This window comes from Christiangramia portivictoriae DSM 23547, assembly GCF_000423045.1.
GTDB classification, from domain to species: Bacteria; Bacteroidota; Bacteroidia; order Flavobacteriales; family Flavobacteriaceae; genus Christiangramia; species Christiangramia portivictoriae.
This window is the reverse complement of sequence record NZ_AUHF01000001.1, coordinates 756,735-772,223: the sequence shown is the minus strand read 5'-3', so window position 1 is coordinate 772,223 and position 15,489 is coordinate 756,735. Positions and strand designations below refer to the sequence as shown.

Here is a 15,489-nt window from a genome sequence, read left to right as displayed (position 1 = left end):
ATGAAGTTTCAAAGATAGGTTGAAAAGGTTTACTTGTACATGACCTTTTTCACAGCTTTAACAACATCCTCACTATTTGGCAACCATTCTTTTAAAAGAACAGGTGAATAAGGCGCAGGAGTATCGGCCGTGTTAATTTTTATGATAGGAGCATCCAGGTAGTCGAACGCTTTGGATTGCACCTGATACGAAATTTCAGTCGAAATATTTCCGAAAGGCCAGGATTCTTCAAGAATCACCAGTCGGTTTGTTTTCTTTACAGATTCCAGGATAACATCTATATCTAATGGACGAATCGTTCTAAGATCGATGATCTCACAGGAAATATCTTCTTCAGCTAAAGTTTCAGCAGCTTTGTAAGCTTCTTTGATAATTTTTCCGAAGGAAACAACAGTCACATCTGAACCTTCACGCTTGATATCAGCTTTACCAATTTCAATTACATACTCATCTTCAGGAACCTCGCCTTTATCTCCATACATTTGTTCGCTTTCCATAAAGATTACCGGATCATCATCACGAATTGCCGCTTTCAGAAGACCTTTCGCATCATAAGGGTTAGAAGGCACGATAACCTTGAGTCCCGGAGTATTGGCGTACCAGCTTTCAAAAGCCTGTGAGTGCGTAGCTCCCAACTGTCCTGCAGAACCTGTAGGTCCACGAAAAACAATTGGAATATTAAATTGCCCACCACTCATCTGGCGCATTTTCGCGGCGTTATTGATGATTTGATCAATCCCTACCAGCGAGAAGTTAAAGGTCATGAATTCAATAATAGGACGGTTTCCATTCATGGCAGAACCAACGCCTATTCCTGAAAATCCAAGTTCAGCAATGGGAGTATCTATCACTCTATCCGGACCAAATTCGTCAAGCATTCCTTTAGAAGCTTTGTAGGCCCCATTGTATTCAGCTACTTCTTCACCCATTAAATAGATACTGTCGTCGCGACGCATTTCTTCGCTCATCGCCTCAGCAATAGCTTCTCTAAATTGAATTGTCCTCATTATGCAAATTCTTAATTTTAATTCCTGCAGAGCAAAAATAGTAATTCATTAAGGTAAATACCATAATTGTACGCAAAAATTTAGGCTTCGCCCGGCTCTTCGGAAATGGCTAAATGATGAAAAACAGGAATCTCATTTTTTTATTTAGTTTTATGCATAATACGCAGTAAAACCTTCACAAAACCAAAAATCAACTAAAAATTAAAGCATTCTTTTGGTTAAATTTATTATGCATGCATAGCTTTTTTTGATATAAAATACTTACCTTCGCCAACGAAAACGTTTTATTAAAAAAAGAACCTTATATATGAAAATCTTAGTTTGTATTAGTCATGTGCCTGACACTACATCCAAAATCAATTTTACGGAAGGTGACACCAAGTTTGACACCAATGGTGTTCAATTTGTAATCAATCCTAATGACGAATTTGGTCTAACCAGAGCGATGTGGTTCAAAGAAAAACAAGGTGCGAGTGTAGATGTTGTAAATGTTGGTGGCGCTGAAACCGAGCCTACCCTTAGAAAGGCACTGGCCATTGGAGCAGATACTGCAATTAGAGTGAATACACCAGCAACAGATGGCTACCAGGTAGCAAAAGAGCTTGCAAAGGTAGTGAAAGACGGAGGTTATGATCTTGTGATCGCAGGAAGAGAATCTATCGACTATAATGGCGGAATGGTTCCGGGAATGTTAGCCGGTATTCTGGAAGCAAACTTTATAAATAACTGTATCAGTCTCGAGATCGATGGTACGAATGCGAAGGCAGTTCGTGAGATCGACGGTGGAAAAGAAACCCTAAGCACCAGCCTTCCATTGGTAATTGGTGGTCAGAAAGGCCTGGTAGAAGAATCAGATCTTCGTATTCCAAACATGAGAGGGATTATGCAAGCGCGTAAAAAACCTTTAAATGTTGTTGAGCCTGCGGAAACTTCAGTTAAAACCGAAGTTGTGAAATTTGAGAAGCCTGCACCTAAAGGCGATGTAAAACTAATTGATCCTGACAATCTGGATGAATTGATCAATTTGCTTCACAACGAGGCAAAAGCGATCTAATCAAAATTCAGAATAAAATAGATTCAGGAATTAAAAATTTTAGAAAATGTCAGTTTTAGTATATATAGAATCAGAAGAAGGAAAATTTAAGAAAGCCTCATTTGAGGTTGCATCTTATGCAAAGGAAGTTGCAGGTATGCTGGGCACCAGCGTTACCGCGGTAACTTTTAATATAGATGATGTTTCAGAACTTGGAACTTATGGAGTAGACAAAGTTCTGAAAGTGAACAACGATAAGTTAAACAATTTTAATGCTGAAGCGTATGCCGATGCACTCACTCAAGCTGCGACTCAGGAAAGCAGTAAAGTTGTGGTTCTAAGCCAGAGCGCAAACAGCAAATATCTGGCACCGTTACTTGCCGTGCGACTGGAAGCAGGTTATGCGTCTAATGTAGTGGCTCTTCCGGAGAGTGCAGATCCATTTACAGTAAAGAGAACTGCTTTTACCAACAAAGCATTTAATTTTACAAAGATCGATACTGATGTAAAGGTATTGGGATTATCCAAAAACGCATTCGGACTTAAGGAAGCGCAGGGAGCTGCAACTACAGAAGATTTTAACCCTAGCCTTTCTACTGAAGATTTTACGGTGAATGTGGAATCCGTAGATAAAGCAACCAATAAGGTAACCATCGCCGACGCTGAAACAGTAGTATCTGGAGGTAGAGGATTAAAAGGTCCGGAAAACTGGGGAATGATCGAGGAAATGGCGGAAATTCTTGGAGCCGCTACTGCTTGTTCCAAGCCGGTAAGTGATATGGGATGGAGACCTCACAGTGAACACGTGGGACAAACGGGAAAACCTGTGGCATCCAATTTATATATTGCTATTGGCGTGTCTGGAGCTATCCAGCATCTTGCAGGTATCAATGCCGCGAAAACCAAAGTTGTGATCAATAACGATCCTGAAGCTCCTTTTTTCAAAGCTGCAGATTATGGGGTGGTTGGAGACGCTTTTGAGGTCGTACCGAAGCTAAATGAAAAATTGAGGGAATTTAAAGAGAAAAACGCATAATTTTTCTAAATTGCGACCCATAAAAGGGCTGTCTAGATCTGGTTTTTTGTCCTTATTTAGACAGCCTTTTTAATTTTTATGAAGCATGAGTTTAGTTCGTCTGAACATAAAAGGAATATCTTACAGTCAAACACAAAACGGAGCTTACGCCCTGATCCTTAACGAGGTCGATGGGGAACGTAAGTTACCAATTGTTATTGGAGCATTTGAAGCACAATCCATTGCGATCGCTCTGGAAAAGGAGATTAAACCTCCCAGGCCTCTCACCCATGACCTTTTCAAAAACTTTTCAGATCGATTTTCGATCACGGTAAAGCAGGTTATCATTCATAAACTTGTAGATGGTGTATTTTACTCCAGTCTTATTTGTGAACGAGAAGGCGTTGAGGAAGTAGTCGACGCCCGAACCAGTGACGCCATTGCACTAGCGTTAAGATTTGACGCTCCAATTTTCACTTATAAAAACATTCTGGATAAAGCTGGAATTTTCTTAAAGGCAGATGAAAATCAACGTGCCAGGGAGATGAAAGATGAAGAGGAAATTATCGAGGAGGAGCTATTAAGGGAAGACATTGAAATAAAGACAGAAAGCGATTCAGTTTTCAGTAAAATGTCTCTGGAAGAACTCAATGAGTTGCTGGCCCAGGCTGTAAATCAGGAAGATTACGAAAAAGCCGCTCGTCTACGGGACGAGATTTCCAAAAGAAAATAATCTATAATGAATAAACTCTGGTGTTGCCTGTTTCTGGTCTTAATTTCTATTGCATCAGCTTCCTCACAAACCATTTCGAAGTCGTGGACTTTAGACAATTCCGCAGATTTTCAGGAGAACTCTGTTTTCCGGGATGTGGAAGAAGTTCATTTCAATGAAGGCAGTTTCCTGTTTCTGGCTAATGCTGAACAGGACACTATTGCTTCAGGAGATTATCTTTATCAAAAGAAATTACTGGTCCTTTTTTATAACTCACCAAAGGATACGATACAAAATCTTCGGGTTACCGGAATAAGTGATCAAAACTTAAGTATCAAGGGCAGAGATAACACTTTTGAGCTTTCAGCAAAACCAAAATTAGCGGAAGATGTGATCCCGGTAAAGGCGGCGAAAAAAATGATCCCTAGCCAGGGTATTTCAACTTCCAGCCTGATTAGGGGTGTTCTTGGAATGTTCGTTTTGTTACTAATCGCTTTTCTCTTCAGCAGCAACAGGAAGGCAATTAGCTGGAAAACTGTAGGAATAGGTCTGGGAGCACAACTCATTCTGGCGATTGGAGTCTTGAAGATCACGTTCGTCCAGAAAGTATTTGAATTCGTAGGACAGGTATTTGTCTTAATCCTGGATTTTACGGCCGCAGGTAGTGAGTTTTTACTAGGCGGGATGATGGATGTAGACAGTTTTGGATTTATCTTTCTATTCCAGGTACTTCCTACCATCATCTTCTTTTCAGCTTTAACCTCAGTGTTATTCTATCTGGGGGTAATCCAGATCGTAGTAAAGGGAATGGCGTGGGTACTTACCAAACTAATGGGAATTTCAGGTCCTGAAAGTCTAAGTGTTGCAGGGAACATTTTTCTTGGTCAAACCGAAGCACCTTTGATGATCAAGGCATACCTGGAACGTATGACCAGATCTGAAATACTTCTGGTGATGATTGGCGGAATGGCTACTGTGGCTGGCGGTGTACTCGCCGCGTATATTGGATTTCTTGGAGGAGATGATCCTGAACTGAGACTTCAATTTGCAAAACACCTTTTAGCAGCATCAGTAATGGCCGCTCCAGGAGCAATTGTAATTTCGAAAATACTATACCCACAGCAGGAAGCTGTAAATACAGATGTTGAAGTTTCTTCAGACAAAATTGGAAGTAATATTTTAGATGCTATCGCCAATGGAACTACCGAAGGCTTAAAACTGGCCGCGAACGTGGCAGCCATGCTGCTCGTATTCATTGCATTTATTGCCATGATCAATTACATACTTGGATACATTGGAGCACTCACAACATTAAACAGTGTGATGGCTGAATACACTCCATATTCCAAATTTTCTCTTGAATCCATACTTGGTATTATTTTCTCCCCATTGATGTGGGTTATTGGTGTAGCGAAAGAAGATATGATGCTGATGGGCCAATTGCTGGGAATCAAACTCGCAGCAAGCGAATTTGTAGGCTATGTACAGCTGGCAGATCTCAAAAATCCCGCGAATGCTTTAAGTCTTAACTATGAGAAGTCGGTCATCATGGCTACTTACATGTTGTGTGGATTTGCAAATTTCGCATCCATAGGAATTCAGATTGGTGGTATTGGATCCCTGGCTCCCGGGCAGCGTAAGGTATTGTCAGAATTTGGAATGAAAGCTTTGATTGGAGGTACATTAGCCTCATTATTGTCTGCTACCATTGCAGGTATGATCATTGGCTAAAAGGCTAATTTTTAGAAAACTTTGTCATCTTAGATTCTTCAGCATCCTGAAATTGTTCTAATTTGCCATGCTCAGTAAATCTGAAAATGGACGAGAAAAAGGCAAAAAAAGGATATCGAGGACAAAATGCGCAATGGCCTCACCAGATACCATTAAGAGGATGGGTAGACATTGGCAAACGTGTTTATAAGGAAATGTCGGTAGACCACGTTCAGATAGTTTCTGCCGGGGTTGCCTTCTATTTTTTCCTCTCTATTTTTCCAACCATAGTAGTAGCTATTTCTGTGTACAGCCTGGTTTTGGACCCCGCACAGATTCAGGAGCAATTATCCAGACTTACCCTTATTCTTCCGGAACAGGCATACGGGATGATCACAGAGATACTCAACCCGGTGATCGAACAGGATCGTGAGGAGATAGGATGGGGTTTAATAATTAGTATCCTGGTAAGTATCTGGAGTGCGAACAAAGGTACCAGCGCATTGTTCCAGGGAGTGAATATTGCATACGACGAAGTAGACACGCGTGGTATCATTAAGAAAAATGTACTCACCTTGCTGTTCACACTGGCCGGTGTGGTTGTGGGACTGTTAAGTCTGCTTATTGTCATATTTTTTCCACTACTCATAAAAAACTTTGGCCTTACCGCAGGTCTGGAACATATGCTAACCTGGTTGCGCTGGGTTTTGCTGGGAGCGATCCTCATTATCATGCTCAGCATGGTTTATAAATTTGCGCCAAACCGTAGCAATCCAAAGATGCGTTGGGTAAGTTGGGGAGCTATTTTAGGAACAGCGTTCTGGCTGGGCGGCTCGATGGCGTTCTCATGGTATGTGGGCAATTTTGGAAGTTACGATGATCTTTACGGAAGCTTCGCTGCAGTCGCAATTCTTATGTTATGGTTATTCCTTACCGCATTTATCGTTCTTATGGGTGCAGAGATCAATTCTGAAATGGAGCATCAAACAAAAATCGATACAACGATTGGTGCTGAAAGACCCATGGGACAACGCAATGCCTATCATGCAGACCGGTGTGCTGTGGTGGAAGATGGTGAAGAAGAATGTTGATCCTTATATATTCCTCCTGAAACCAGCCTTCATTCTGACCGATTTTCTTATTTTTATTGTTCAACATATCGATCAATAATCTAGCTTTTTTATGAAACAATATCACGACCTTCTCAATCATGTTTTAGAAACAGGTGCACAGAAAGGTGACAGAACGGGCACTGGAACAAAAAGTGTTTTTGGCTACCAGATGCGTTTCGATCTAAGTGAAGGCTTTCCAATGGTCACGACTAAAAAGTTGCATTTGAAATCCATCATCCATGAATTGCTTTGGTTTTTAAAGGGCGATACAAATATTGAATATCTCCAGGAAAATGGTGTTAGGATCTGGAACGAATGGGCAGATGAAAAAGGAGATCTTGGACCTATCTATGGGCACCAATGGAGAAACTGGAATAGCGAGGAGATTGACCAGATCAAAGAGATCGTGGAAACTTTAAAAACAAATCCCAACAGCAGACGAATGCTGGTTTCTGCCTGGAATCCTTCGGTTTTGCCTGATACCAGTGTTTCCTTTTCAGAAAATGTAGCGAATGGAAAAGCAGCTTTACCTCCCTGTCACGCTTTCTTTCAGTTTTATGTGGCTGATGGTAAACTATCCTGCCAGTTATACCAGAGAAGTGCTGATATCTTTCTGGGCGTACCTTTTAATATCGCTTCCTACGCCTTGCTCACGATGATGATGGCTCAGGTTTGTGGCTATGAGGCCGGTGACTTTATCCATACTTTTGGTGATGCTCATATTTACAGTAATCATATGGAACAGGTGAAACTTCAGTTAAGCAGAGAACCCAGAGCACTTCCTCAAATGAAAATTAATCCAGACATCAAGGATATCTTTGCCTTTACTTTTGAAGATTTCAGTTTGGAAAATTATGATCCACATCCTGCAATCAAAGCCAAAGTTGCCGTATAGCACATAAGGCATGATAACAGTCTGGTGAGATTTTTGCAGTTCAGGAACAAACTAAAATATTTACGCATGAAGAAAATTTTAATGATAAGCATGTTATTTATAGGATTGGGTGCTTTTGCTCAAAACGATGTTTCAGTAAAAGGAAACAAGGTTTCTATGAAGGAAACAGCACCGGTATGGCCGGGTTGCGAAGAGAAAGAAGATACAAAGGCCTGTTTCAATTCTATGTTAATGAAACATATTAAGGAAAACTACAAGTACCCTAAAAATGAAAAGGGTGAATACATTAGAGGAAAGGCCACCGTTTCTTTAGTAGTAAACGAAGAGGGAAATGTAGTGGTCAAGGAAGTTAGCGGTAAACATCCGCAAATTAATAAGGAGGCCAAAAGAATGATCGAGGCCATTCCCCAGATGACCCCGGGAAAAATGGCTGGGAAGCCAAGAGCGATTAGCTATAAAATTCCGCTTACCTTCTAAAGCACATTTAACTCGACCTTAACGAGCTGCCTGCAAGCTCATTTTCAAAAAATTGTAAATTTGAGTGATACCAAAAAGTATCGCTCATTTTTATGTTGTCACAATCCCAATTATTACAGCTTTTCAAAGAAACCCGAAAAGACTCAGAAAGCATTTGTTCATATCTGGAAACTGAAGATTACGTGGTACAGCCAATAGTGGATGTTTCGCCTCCTAAATGGCATTTAGGACATACAACCTGGTTCTTTGAAGAATTTGTTTTAAAAAAGTTTGCGAAAAATCATAAATTATTCGATGAGAATACAGCCTTCGTCTTCAACAGTTATTATGAAAGCGTAGGTGAAAAAGTAGTTCGAACAGACAGGGGAAATCTTTCCAGACCAACTGTAGCCTGGATCTATAAATTCAGAGACTACGTCACAAAGGCAATTATCGAGCTGCTGGAAAACGAAACACTTTCTACTGAAGCATTGGAGGTGCTGGAGATTGGCTGCCATCACGAGAAGCAACACCAGGAACTACTTTATACAGATATCAAGTATATTTTGGGAAATAACCCATTGATGCCAGGTTATAACCAGCAGTTCGAGGAAAATCCCATTCAGAATTTTGAGCGTGAATGGATCAATATTTCTGAAGGTGTTTACGAAATTGGTCATACTTCAGACGATTTTAGTTATGATAATGAATTAGGAGCTCACAAGACTTATCTTCAGGAATATACCATATCCAACAAACTGGTCACCAATGCTGAATATTTAGAATTTGTTCAGGCTGGCGGTTACCAGGATGTTCTGCTTTGGCACGCCGAGGCCTGGGATTGGGTAAATACAAATAATATTAGCACACCTTTCTACTGGCATAAAATTGACAATGTCTGGCACCAATACACCTTAAAGGGATTGGTAAAACTGGATCCAGATGCACCCGTTACTCATATTAGTTATTATGAAGCATTCGCCTATGCCCAATGGAAAGGAATGCGACTGCCTACAGAACAGGAATGGGAAATAGCCCAAAAAGATTTTGAATGGGGAAGCCGTTGGGAATGGACCGAAAGCTCTTATGCCCCCTACCCTGATTACCAGAAAGCCGATGGTGCCCTGGGAGAGTACAATGGAAAGTTCATGGTGAACCAAAAGGTTCTTCGTGGAGCTTCAGTTGCCACCTCCAGCAAGCACAGCCGTTACACTTATAGAAATTTCTTCCATCCTCAACTTAGGTGGCAGTTTACGGGTTTCAGACTCGTCAAATAAAAATATATGAAAGATCAATCCGCAACCCTGTTCGAATCTGTATTCGCCGAGGATACTTACAAAGGACTTACCAGTTATCCAAAATATTTGCATTCCAAGTATATCTATGATAAAAAGGGAGATAAAATATTCCAGGAGATCATGGCCATGCCTGAATATTATTTAACCGAATGTGAATTCGATATTTTAAAGCAGAATAAAGTAGATATTGCCAGAATTTTCAGCAGTGATAAAGATTTTGATCTTATAGAACTAGGTGCCGGAGATGGTAAGAAAACAAAGGTTCTTCTGAAAGAACTGGTTGAGAAGGAGTATAAGTTCCATTATCTACCAGTGGATATTAGCCAGAATGTTCTCGATGAACTGGAAGCCGCGCTGAAAGATGAAATTCCCGAAGTAGCTGTCAAAACTCAGCAGGGCACCTATTTCGACACCCTGGAAAAACTCGCAGAGTACAATTCTCGAAAAAAGGTTATCCTGGTGCTGGGAAGTAATATCGGGAATTTATCTCATAGCGAAGCCGTGGATTTTCTTCGGAATATTGCAGTGGCTATGAGTGAAGATGATATGTTGTTTATGGGTTTTGATCAAAAGAAAGATCCAGAGGTCATCATGAATGCCTACAATGATGCAGCCGGAATAACCGAAAGATTCAATAAAAATTTACTGGTAAGGATCAACCAGGAACTGGACGGCGAATTTGATCTCGAAAAATTCAAACATTGGGAAACCTATGATCCCGAAACTGGAACAGCCCGTAGCTTCCTTGTGAGCAAAGAAGCGCAAAGGGTAAGGATCGATAAACTGGATCTGGAGGTAAAATTTGATGCGTGGGAAAGTATACATACAGAAATCTCCCAGAAATACGATGATGCGGTGGTTAGCTGGTTAGCAGATGAAGCCGGGCTGGTCGTGGAACGTGATTTTGCAGATTCTGAAAACTGTTTTAAAAATTATATCTTTAGGAGAAAATAAAATAATTCTAAAATGAAGGCTATTTGGAAAGGTACGGTAATCGCAGAGAGTTCCCACACGAAGATCGTAGAGAACAACCATTACTTTCCACCTGAGGACATCAAAGAGAAATTCTTTAAACCAAGTCAATTTAGCACCCTTTGCCCGTGGAAAGGAGAAGCTTCATATTACCACATTGAGGTAGATGGAGAAACAAATGAAGATGCGGCCTGGTTTTATCCAAGTGCCAGTCACGCGGCAAAGCCAATTGAGAACTATGTAGCTTTCTGGAAAGGTATTCAGGTTTCTGAATAACAATCAAACACTTACCACGCTGTTATCATCCCCAGCAAAGTCATTCCATTTGTAAGCATCTGCCGCTGGATCATTCTGCCATTGTCCATCTACAAGATATCTGAATTCGTATTCCTTATCTACCGGTAGGTTAAGCTGAGTCTTAAAACTTCCATTTTTGTACTTCTTAAGTTTCGCTGGTTTCCAGTCATTGAACTCGCCCGCGAGTTCTACCTGGTCTGCATCTTTCGCAGGAAGATTAAAGGTGATTTTACACTCTGGTCTGGACTTTAAATATTGCTTACTAATTGGCATGGTATTACATTTTAAATACACTTCAAATTAAATTAAAAATCATCTATAAACCAATACGAATCAGCTATTTAAGTAACTTTTACATAATAAACAATTTTACAGATTTTCAGAAATAATCTGATATTCCGAAAACGGTTTTGTGTATCAAAAATTTAATTATTCGGAGAATTTTAAGATTAAATCTCTAAGGCAGCAAACAATTTGTTCAGCTCTTTTTCAGAATTAAAGTAATGCAGGCTGACTCTAATACCATTCCCTCTCATGGAAGTAATAATATCTTTAGACCTTAATTTCTTAAATAGTTGCTCATCACCTTTGATATTGAAGAGAGAAGAGTAAATTTCTCTGTCAGCCACCCAATCTTCCAGCAAGCCGGCAGCTTTGAATCGTTGGTGTGCTTTATGCTTCAGCCTGGAAATTTGCCCTTCAATTGATTCCCATCCAATTTTCTGAATAATATCAACTGCAACTTTAAGACTTCCGAAGTTTAGTGTATCGTAATGACCGGGTTCAAACTTTCCAAGAAAATTACCTTCATGTTGTTTGTATTTTCCCTGTAGCGAACCAAAACCCAGATGTTTAGGATTCAATTTGCCCTTTGTACGCTCACTGAATAACATGAATCCGTTTCCATAACCGGCATTCATCCATTTATAGCAGCTGGAGATCGCAATATCTAGTCCGCTATTTTCAAAATCAAATGCTTCTGTTCCAAAATATTGCGTGCCGTCGCCAATAAGCAGAAGGTCCGGGAATCGAGCTCTAAGATCTTTAAGAAATGCTGAACTTAGCTGTACTCCATTGATGTATTGAACAATGCTGAAAGCAAAGACACTAGGCCTCTCTTTCTCGATAGCTTCGATAATATTATTTTCCAGGTCTTTGTCCAGGCTTGCATAGCATATCTTAAAATCTCTTGATTCCGCGGGCCAGTTGATTGAAGGATAGTCCCCTTTGATCAGTAAGAATTTAGAACCGGCATCTATACCACCAAGAATACTATTGAATCCATAAGAGAAATTAGGTATTAACGCCACGCGATTTGGAGCACAATGAAATAAAGAACCTACACTTTCTCTAACCCCGGTTAGCATCTCGCCCATGCTGTCTTTCAAAACACTGGCTTTTAAGAAAAAATCCATATCATGGTCCTGTCTATATTCCCAGACTTTCTCTGGAAGCAAGCCGCAGGCCGCCGTGTTAAAGTAAGTATATTGCTCAAGTACAGGAAAGCCTTTTCTTAAATTATCCATAAGCTACTGGAAGTTGTTTTTTTAAAAATGTAAATTTGAAATTACACTAAGGTACTTTTAATTATGTTTTCCAAAAAGAAAAACGAATCCAAAATAGATTACGAACAAAGGGAGCTTTATGAAAATGCGAGACAAAGAGCAAGACAGAAAAAAAGACTGTTCCGGCATTTTGTAATATTTTTAATTGGCGCCGTTTTTCTCATTGTTTTAAATGTAGTGGTAGGTTACCAGGAAGATTTTAAGCCCTTAGGTTATAACTGGTTTGTTTGGGCCGTATTACTATGGACTCTCTTATTTCTAATTCATTTTTTCAATGTCTTTATCATTAATAGTTTTATGGGAAAGGAATGGGAAGCAAAGCAGGTAGATCGACTGGTCAAAAAACAGCAGAAAAAAATCGCTGAACTACAAACCAGAGTAGAAAAAGATTATCCACTGCCTGACCATACATCACATAACAAGCGAGCAGATGACAATTTTCAAAATAGAATAAGTCCGGGAAATCCAGACAGACCTATAAACAGTTAGATATGATCACAATGATTGCTGCAGCAGCAGAAAATAATGCACTTGGTAAGGATAATGATCTGGTATGGCACCTGCCGGATGATTTTAAAAGATTCAAAAGATTAACCTCAGGGCATCATATCATCATGGGTCGTAAAACCTTTGAATCTTTTCCAAAGTTACTTCCAGACAGAACTCATGTTATTATTACCCGAAAAGAAGACTATTCTCCAGAAAACACAATTGTAGTACATTCTATGGAGGAAGCCCTGAAGGTTTCAAAACTGGATGAACAGGCTTTTATTATTGGTGGCGGGGAAATCTATAAAATGGGGATGGAATATGCTGACAGAATTGAGCTTACTCGTGTTCATGGAGAGTTTGAGGCAGATACCCATTTCCCAGAGATCAATAGGAATGATTGGGAATTGGTTAAAGATCAATATCACGAGAAAGACGAAAAACATGATTATTCGTTTACCTATCTAACATATGATAGAAAGCAGAAAAAAACTGATTGAAAAGATTGCTGAAAAACACCTCCTCGATCTTAGAGATTTCGAGCCACTTACAGGAGGAGACATTAATGAAGTTTACAAAATAGAGCTTCAGGATCGTGCGCTTGTATTAAAATTAAATTCTGCGACTAAATTTCCAGGGATGTTCGAGGCTGAGAAAAAAGGTCTTGAACTGCTTGCTTCGCCAGCTGCTTTCAAAATACCTGAAGCCCTAGAGACCGGTGCAATCGGCGATGATTCATACCTTCTATTGGAATATGTCCCTAAAGGCCATAAGACCCCTGAATTCTGGAAAATCTTCGGAAGACAGCTGGCAAAATTGCATGCTGAGCAAAGTGAGCAATTTGGTCTAGATCATGATAATTACCTCGGCAGTCTTCTCCAGCTGAACTCTTATCGCAGTGATGCGGTTAGCTTTTATACTGAAATGCGATTGGAACCTCAACTGAAGCTGGCGCAAGATCAGGGTTACAATCTACCAGACACTTCCAGTTTTTTTCAGAATCTAGAATCTATTATTCCGAAGGAAAACGCATCGTTGATTCATGGAGACCTTTGGGGAGGCAATTACCTGGTGAATACAACTGGAGCTCCATGTATTATAGACCCTGCGGTGGCATACGCGCCCAGAGAAATGGATATAGCCATGACCCGACTGTTCGGTGGTTTTGACGAACAAATGCTTTTATCATATGAAGAGTGCTTTCCTATGGAACAAGATTGGGAAGAGCGCATTGAACTCTGGCAATTGTATTATTTGCTCATGCACTTAAATGTTTTTGGTAGCAGTTATCTTCAAAGAGTTACTGAAATCATCAGAAAATATTCCTGATTTTACATTTCTTAACAAGACTTACTTTATTTTTAGCAGTTCCTTAGCTGAGCTTCAATTGTATCTAGAGTATCTTCAACTCAAAATAAATAACTATGAGTACGAAGAATTTATACGACGATAAGGCAAGAGAAAAGATCAAAGAACTGGCTGAAAATGTAGATTTCTGCATGCTGGTTACGAACATGGACGAAAAACCACTTAGCGCGGTACCAATGTCTACCAAAGAAGTTGATGATCATGGTGCAGTTTGGTTCTTAAGCAAAAATGACAGCGATCACAATCGTGATATTGAAAAGGATAAAGATGTGCAGTTGCTATACAGTGGAACTTCCGACATGGAATTTCTAAGTGTTTACGGAGAAGCATTTATCGAAACCAATAGAGAAGTGATTAAGGAATTATATTCAAAGGCAGATAACGCGTGGTTCGATGGAGAGGATGACCCAAGTATTACAGCGATCAAGGTGAATCCAAAAGAAGCATATTACTGGGATAACAAAGACAGTAAAATGGTCACACTCTTTAAATTGGGAATGGCTGCTGTGACCGGCGAAAATCAGGATATTGGTGAAAAAGGAAAATTGAACGTATAGTTCTATACGTTTTTGCAGAAAGACCTCATAACGTAACTTCGTTATGAGGTCTTTCTTTTTATCCCTATTTTTGACAGTATAAACACACTTTATGAAAGCATATGTATTTCCTGGTCAGGGAGCGCAATTCTCCGGAATGGGTCTTGATCTTTATGAAAAATCTCCGGAAGCACAGGCACTGTTTGAAAAAGCAAATGACATTCTGGGATTCTCAATTACCGATATAATGTTCGAAGGCTCTGCGGAAGACCTCAAACAAACGAAAGTAACTCAGCCAGCTGTTTTTATACACTCTGTAATATTAAGTAAAATCCTTGGTGAGAGCTTTAAACCAGACATGGTTGCCGGGCATTCACTGGGAGAATTTTCAGCGTTAGTTGCGAACAAAACTTTGAGCTTTGAGGATGGTTTAGAACTGGTAGCTAAAAGAGCTCAGGCCATGCAGAAGGCCTGTGAACTGGAACCATCGACCATGGCGGCCGTATTAGGCATGGAGGATGAGATGGTAGAGTCAATTTGCGCAGAAACCGAAGGTACCGTGGTAGCTGCCAATTATAATTGCCCAGGGCAGCTGGTGATATCCGGAGCATATGCAGCCGTTGAAAAAGCATGTGAGAATTTAAAAGAAAGAGGAGCTAAACGCGCCTTGATCCTGCCCGTTGGCGGAGCATTTCACTCGCCACTAATGGAGCCTGCACGAAAGGATCTCGCAGAGGCCATAGAAAACACTCATTTTGCTACGCCTATTTGCCCAATATACCAGAATGTAAGCACATTTGCCGTTAGCGATCCTGCTGAGATCAAAAAAAACCTAGTGTTTCAGCTAACTGCACCAGTAAAATGGACTCAATCGGTTCAGAATATGATTAACGATGGTGCTTCAGAATTTACAGAAGTAGGCCCTGGCAAAGTATTGCAGGGACTCGTAAAGAAGATCAACAGAAGTATGGTTACATCTTCTGCTTCCTTATAATTTACAAAATATATTTCAGTTTTAAAATGG

At 40.1% G+C, this 15,489-nt stretch carries 18 protein-coding genes; 15 read left to right on the top strand and 3 right to left on the bottom strand.

What is annotated here, in order from left to right; translation table 11 throughout:
• Nucleotides 1-29: 29 nt before the first annotated feature.
• Nucleotides 30-1,007 carry a pyruvate dehydrogenase complex E1 component subunit beta gene (locus G529_RS0103725; protein WP_026914267.1) on the bottom strand — a complete coding sequence of 326 codons (978 nt, stop codon included), beginning with the start codon at nt 1,005-1,007 and terminating at the stop codon, nt 30-32.
• Between the two features lie 307 nt (nt 1,008-1,314).
• Between G529_RS0103725 and G529_RS0103720 the strand changes: the two genes are divergently transcribed.
• The 10 genes from G529_RS0103720 to G529_RS0103675 all read left to right on the top strand — a co-directional run bounded on the left by G529_RS0103720 (nt 1,315) and on the right by G529_RS0103675 (nt 10,486).
• Nucleotides 1,315-2,061 carry an electron transfer flavoprotein subunit beta/FixA family protein gene (locus tag G529_RS0103720; RefSeq protein ID WP_026914266.1) on the top strand — a complete coding sequence of 249 codons (747 nt, stop codon included), beginning with the start codon at nt 1,315-1,317 and terminating at the stop codon, nt 2,059-2,061.
• Between the two features lie 46 nt (nt 2,062-2,107).
• Nucleotides 2,108-3,076, top strand: a complete 969-nt coding sequence (locus G529_RS0103715) for an electron transfer flavoprotein subunit alpha/FixB family protein (RefSeq protein WP_026914265.1) — start codon at nt 2,108-2,110, stop codon at nt 3,074-3,076.
• A gap of 85 nt (nt 3,077-3,161) precedes the next feature.
• Nucleotides 3,162-3,788 carry a bifunctional nuclease family protein gene (locus G529_RS0103710; RefSeq protein ID WP_026914264.1) on the top strand — a complete coding sequence of 209 codons (627 nt, stop codon included), beginning with the start codon at nt 3,162-3,164 and terminating at the stop codon, nt 3,786-3,788.
• A gap of 6 nt (nt 3,789-3,794) precedes the next feature.
• A complete protein-coding gene (locus G529_RS0103705) occupies nt 3,795-5,498 on the top strand; it encodes a NupC/NupG family nucleoside CNT transporter (RefSeq protein WP_026914263.1) in 1,704 nt (567 codons plus the stop codon).
• An 86-nt stretch (nt 5,499-5,584) separates the two neighbouring features.
• The gene (locus G529_RS0103700) at nt 5,585-6,568 is read left to right on the top strand and encodes a YihY/virulence factor BrkB family protein (protein ID WP_026914262.1); all 984 of its coding nucleotides are present in this window, start codon (nt 5,585-5,587) and stop codon (nt 6,566-6,568) included.
• A 91-nt stretch (nt 6,569-6,659) separates the two neighbouring features.
• Nucleotides 6,660-7,484 (top strand): thymidylate synthase, encoded by an 825-nt coding sequence (locus G529_RS0103695; protein ID WP_026914261.1) that lies wholly within the window; start codon nt 6,660-6,662, stop codon nt 7,482-7,484.
• Nucleotides 7,485-7,550: 66 nt separating this feature from the next.
• Nucleotides 7,551-7,961 (top strand): energy transducer TonB, encoded by a 411-nt coding sequence (locus G529_RS0103690; RefSeq protein ID WP_026914260.1) that lies wholly within the window; start codon nt 7,551-7,553, stop codon nt 7,959-7,961.
• A 92-nt stretch (nt 7,962-8,053) separates the two neighbouring features.
• On the top strand, nt 8,054-9,217 hold the full coding sequence (gene egtB / locus G529_RS0103685) for an ergothioneine biosynthesis protein EgtB (protein ID WP_026914259.1): 1,164 nt from the start codon (nt 8,054-8,056) through the stop codon (nt 9,215-9,217).
• Nucleotides 9,218-9,223: 6 nt separating this feature from the next.
• Complete coding sequence (locus tag G529_RS0103680; RefSeq protein ID WP_026914258.1) at nt 9,224-10,192, top strand: L-histidine N(alpha)-methyltransferase; 969 nt, start codon at nt 9,224-9,226, stop codon at nt 10,190-10,192.
• A 12-nt stretch (nt 10,193-10,204) separates the two neighbouring features.
• The gene (locus tag G529_RS0103675) at nt 10,205-10,486 is read left to right on the top strand and encodes a DUF427 domain-containing protein (RefSeq protein WP_026914257.1); all 282 of its coding nucleotides are present in this window, start codon (nt 10,205-10,207) and stop codon (nt 10,484-10,486) included.
• A 3-nt stretch (nt 10,487-10,489) separates the two neighbouring features.
• On the opposite strand, the gene G529_RS0103670 is transcribed toward G529_RS0103675, so the two are convergent.
• Together G529_RS0103670 and G529_RS0103665 are read right to left on the bottom strand one after the other, a co-directional pair.
• Nucleotides 10,490-10,780 (bottom strand): isoamylase early set domain-containing protein, encoded by a 291-nt coding sequence (locus tag G529_RS0103670; protein WP_026914256.1) that lies wholly within the window; start codon nt 10,778-10,780, stop codon nt 10,490-10,492.
• 176 nt (nt 10,781-10,956) lie between these two features.
• Nucleotides 10,957-12,033, bottom strand: a complete 1,077-nt coding sequence (locus tag G529_RS0103665) for an aminotransferase class V-fold PLP-dependent enzyme (protein ID WP_026914255.1) — start codon at nt 12,031-12,033, stop codon at nt 10,957-10,959.
• A gap of 63 nt (nt 12,034-12,096) precedes the next feature.
• Here G529_RS0103665 and G529_RS0103660 point away from each other — a divergent pair, with 63 nt between their 5' ends.
• From G529_RS0103660 to fabD, 5 genes are all read left to right on the top strand, one after another.
• Nucleotides 12,097-12,561: a 2TM domain-containing protein gene (locus tag G529_RS0103660; protein ID WP_026914254.1), complete on the top strand. Its 465-nt coding sequence runs from the start codon at nt 12,097-12,099 to the stop codon at nt 12,559-12,561.
• Between the two features lie 2 nt (nt 12,562-12,563).
• Entirely contained in the window at nt 12,564-13,061 is a 498-nt protein-coding gene (locus G529_RS0103655; protein ID WP_026914253.1) for a dihydrofolate reductase, read from the top strand.
• Nucleotides 13,033-13,890: a fructosamine kinase family protein gene (locus G529_RS0103650; protein ID WP_035695429.1), complete on the top strand. Its 858-nt coding sequence runs from the start codon at nt 13,033-13,035 to the stop codon at nt 13,888-13,890. Before G529_RS0103655 ends, G529_RS0103650 begins: the two co-directional genes overlap by 29 nt.
• Nucleotides 13,891-13,985: 95 nt before the next feature.
• A complete protein-coding gene (locus tag G529_RS0103645; protein WP_026914251.1) occupies nt 13,986-14,486 on the top strand; it encodes a pyridoxamine 5'-phosphate oxidase family protein in 501 nt (166 codons plus the stop codon).
• Between the two features lie 91 nt (nt 14,487-14,577).
• Nucleotides 14,578-15,459 (top strand): ACP S-malonyltransferase, encoded by an 882-nt coding sequence (gene fabD / locus G529_RS0103640; protein WP_026914250.1) that lies wholly within the window; start codon nt 14,578-14,580, stop codon nt 15,457-15,459.
• The last annotated feature ends 30 nt before the right edge of the window (nt 15,460-15,489 follow it).

Bases quoted from the DNA above. Each gene is read 5' to 3' on its own strand.
- G529_RS0103725 (WP_026914267.1), bottom strand. From the start codon at position 1,007: ATGAGGACAATTCAATTTAGAGAAGCTATTGCTGAGGCGATGAGCGAA.
- G529_RS0103720 (WP_026914266.1), top strand. From the start codon at position 1,315: ATGAAAATCTTAGTTTGTATTAGTCATGTGCCTGACACTACATCCAAA.
- G529_RS0103715 (WP_026914265.1), top strand. From the start codon at position 2,108: ATGTCAGTTTTAGTATATATAGAATCAGAAGAAGGAAAATTTAAGAAA.
- G529_RS0103710 (WP_026914264.1), top strand. From the start codon at position 3,162: ATGAGTTTAGTTCGTCTGAACATAAAAGGAATATCTTACAGTCAAACA.
- G529_RS0103705 (WP_026914263.1), top strand. From the start codon at position 3,795: ATGAATAAACTCTGGTGTTGCCTGTTTCTGGTCTTAATTTCTATTGCA.
- G529_RS0103700 (WP_026914262.1), top strand. From the start codon at position 5,585: ATGGACGAGAAAAAGGCAAAAAAAGGATATCGAGGACAAAATGCGCAA.
- G529_RS0103695 (WP_026914261.1), top strand. From the start codon at position 6,660: ATGAAACAATATCACGACCTTCTCAATCATGTTTTAGAAACAGGTGCA.
- G529_RS0103690 (WP_026914260.1), top strand. From the start codon at position 7,551: ATGAAGAAAATTTTAATGATAAGCATGTTATTTATAGGATTGGGTGCT.
- egtB (WP_026914259.1), top strand. From the start codon at position 8,054: ATGTTGTCACAATCCCAATTATTACAGCTTTTCAAAGAAACCCGAAAA.
- G529_RS0103680 (WP_026914258.1), top strand. From the start codon at position 9,224: ATGAAAGATCAATCCGCAACCCTGTTCGAATCTGTATTCGCCGAGGAT.
- G529_RS0103675 (WP_026914257.1), top strand. From the start codon at position 10,205: ATGAAGGCTATTTGGAAAGGTACGGTAATCGCAGAGAGTTCCCACACG.
- G529_RS0103670 (WP_026914256.1), bottom strand. From the start codon at position 10,780: ATGCCAATTAGTAAGCAATATTTAAAGTCCAGACCAGAGTGTAAAATC.
- G529_RS0103665 (WP_026914255.1), bottom strand. From the start codon at position 12,033: ATGGATAATTTAAGAAAAGGCTTTCCTGTACTTGAGCAATATACTTAC.
- G529_RS0103660 (WP_026914254.1), top strand. From the start codon at position 12,097: ATGTTTTCCAAAAAGAAAAACGAATCCAAAATAGATTACGAACAAAGG.
- G529_RS0103655 (WP_026914253.1), top strand. From the start codon at position 12,564: ATGATCACAATGATTGCTGCAGCAGCAGAAAATAATGCACTTGGTAAG.
- G529_RS0103650 (WP_035695429.1), top strand. From the start codon at position 13,033: ATGATAGAAAGCAGAAAAAAACTGATTGAAAAGATTGCTGAAAAACAC.
- G529_RS0103645 (WP_026914251.1), top strand. From the start codon at position 13,986: ATGAGTACGAAGAATTTATACGACGATAAGGCAAGAGAAAAGATCAAA.
- fabD (WP_026914250.1), top strand. From the start codon at position 14,578: ATGAAAGCATATGTATTTCCTGGTCAGGGAGCGCAATTCTCCGGAATG.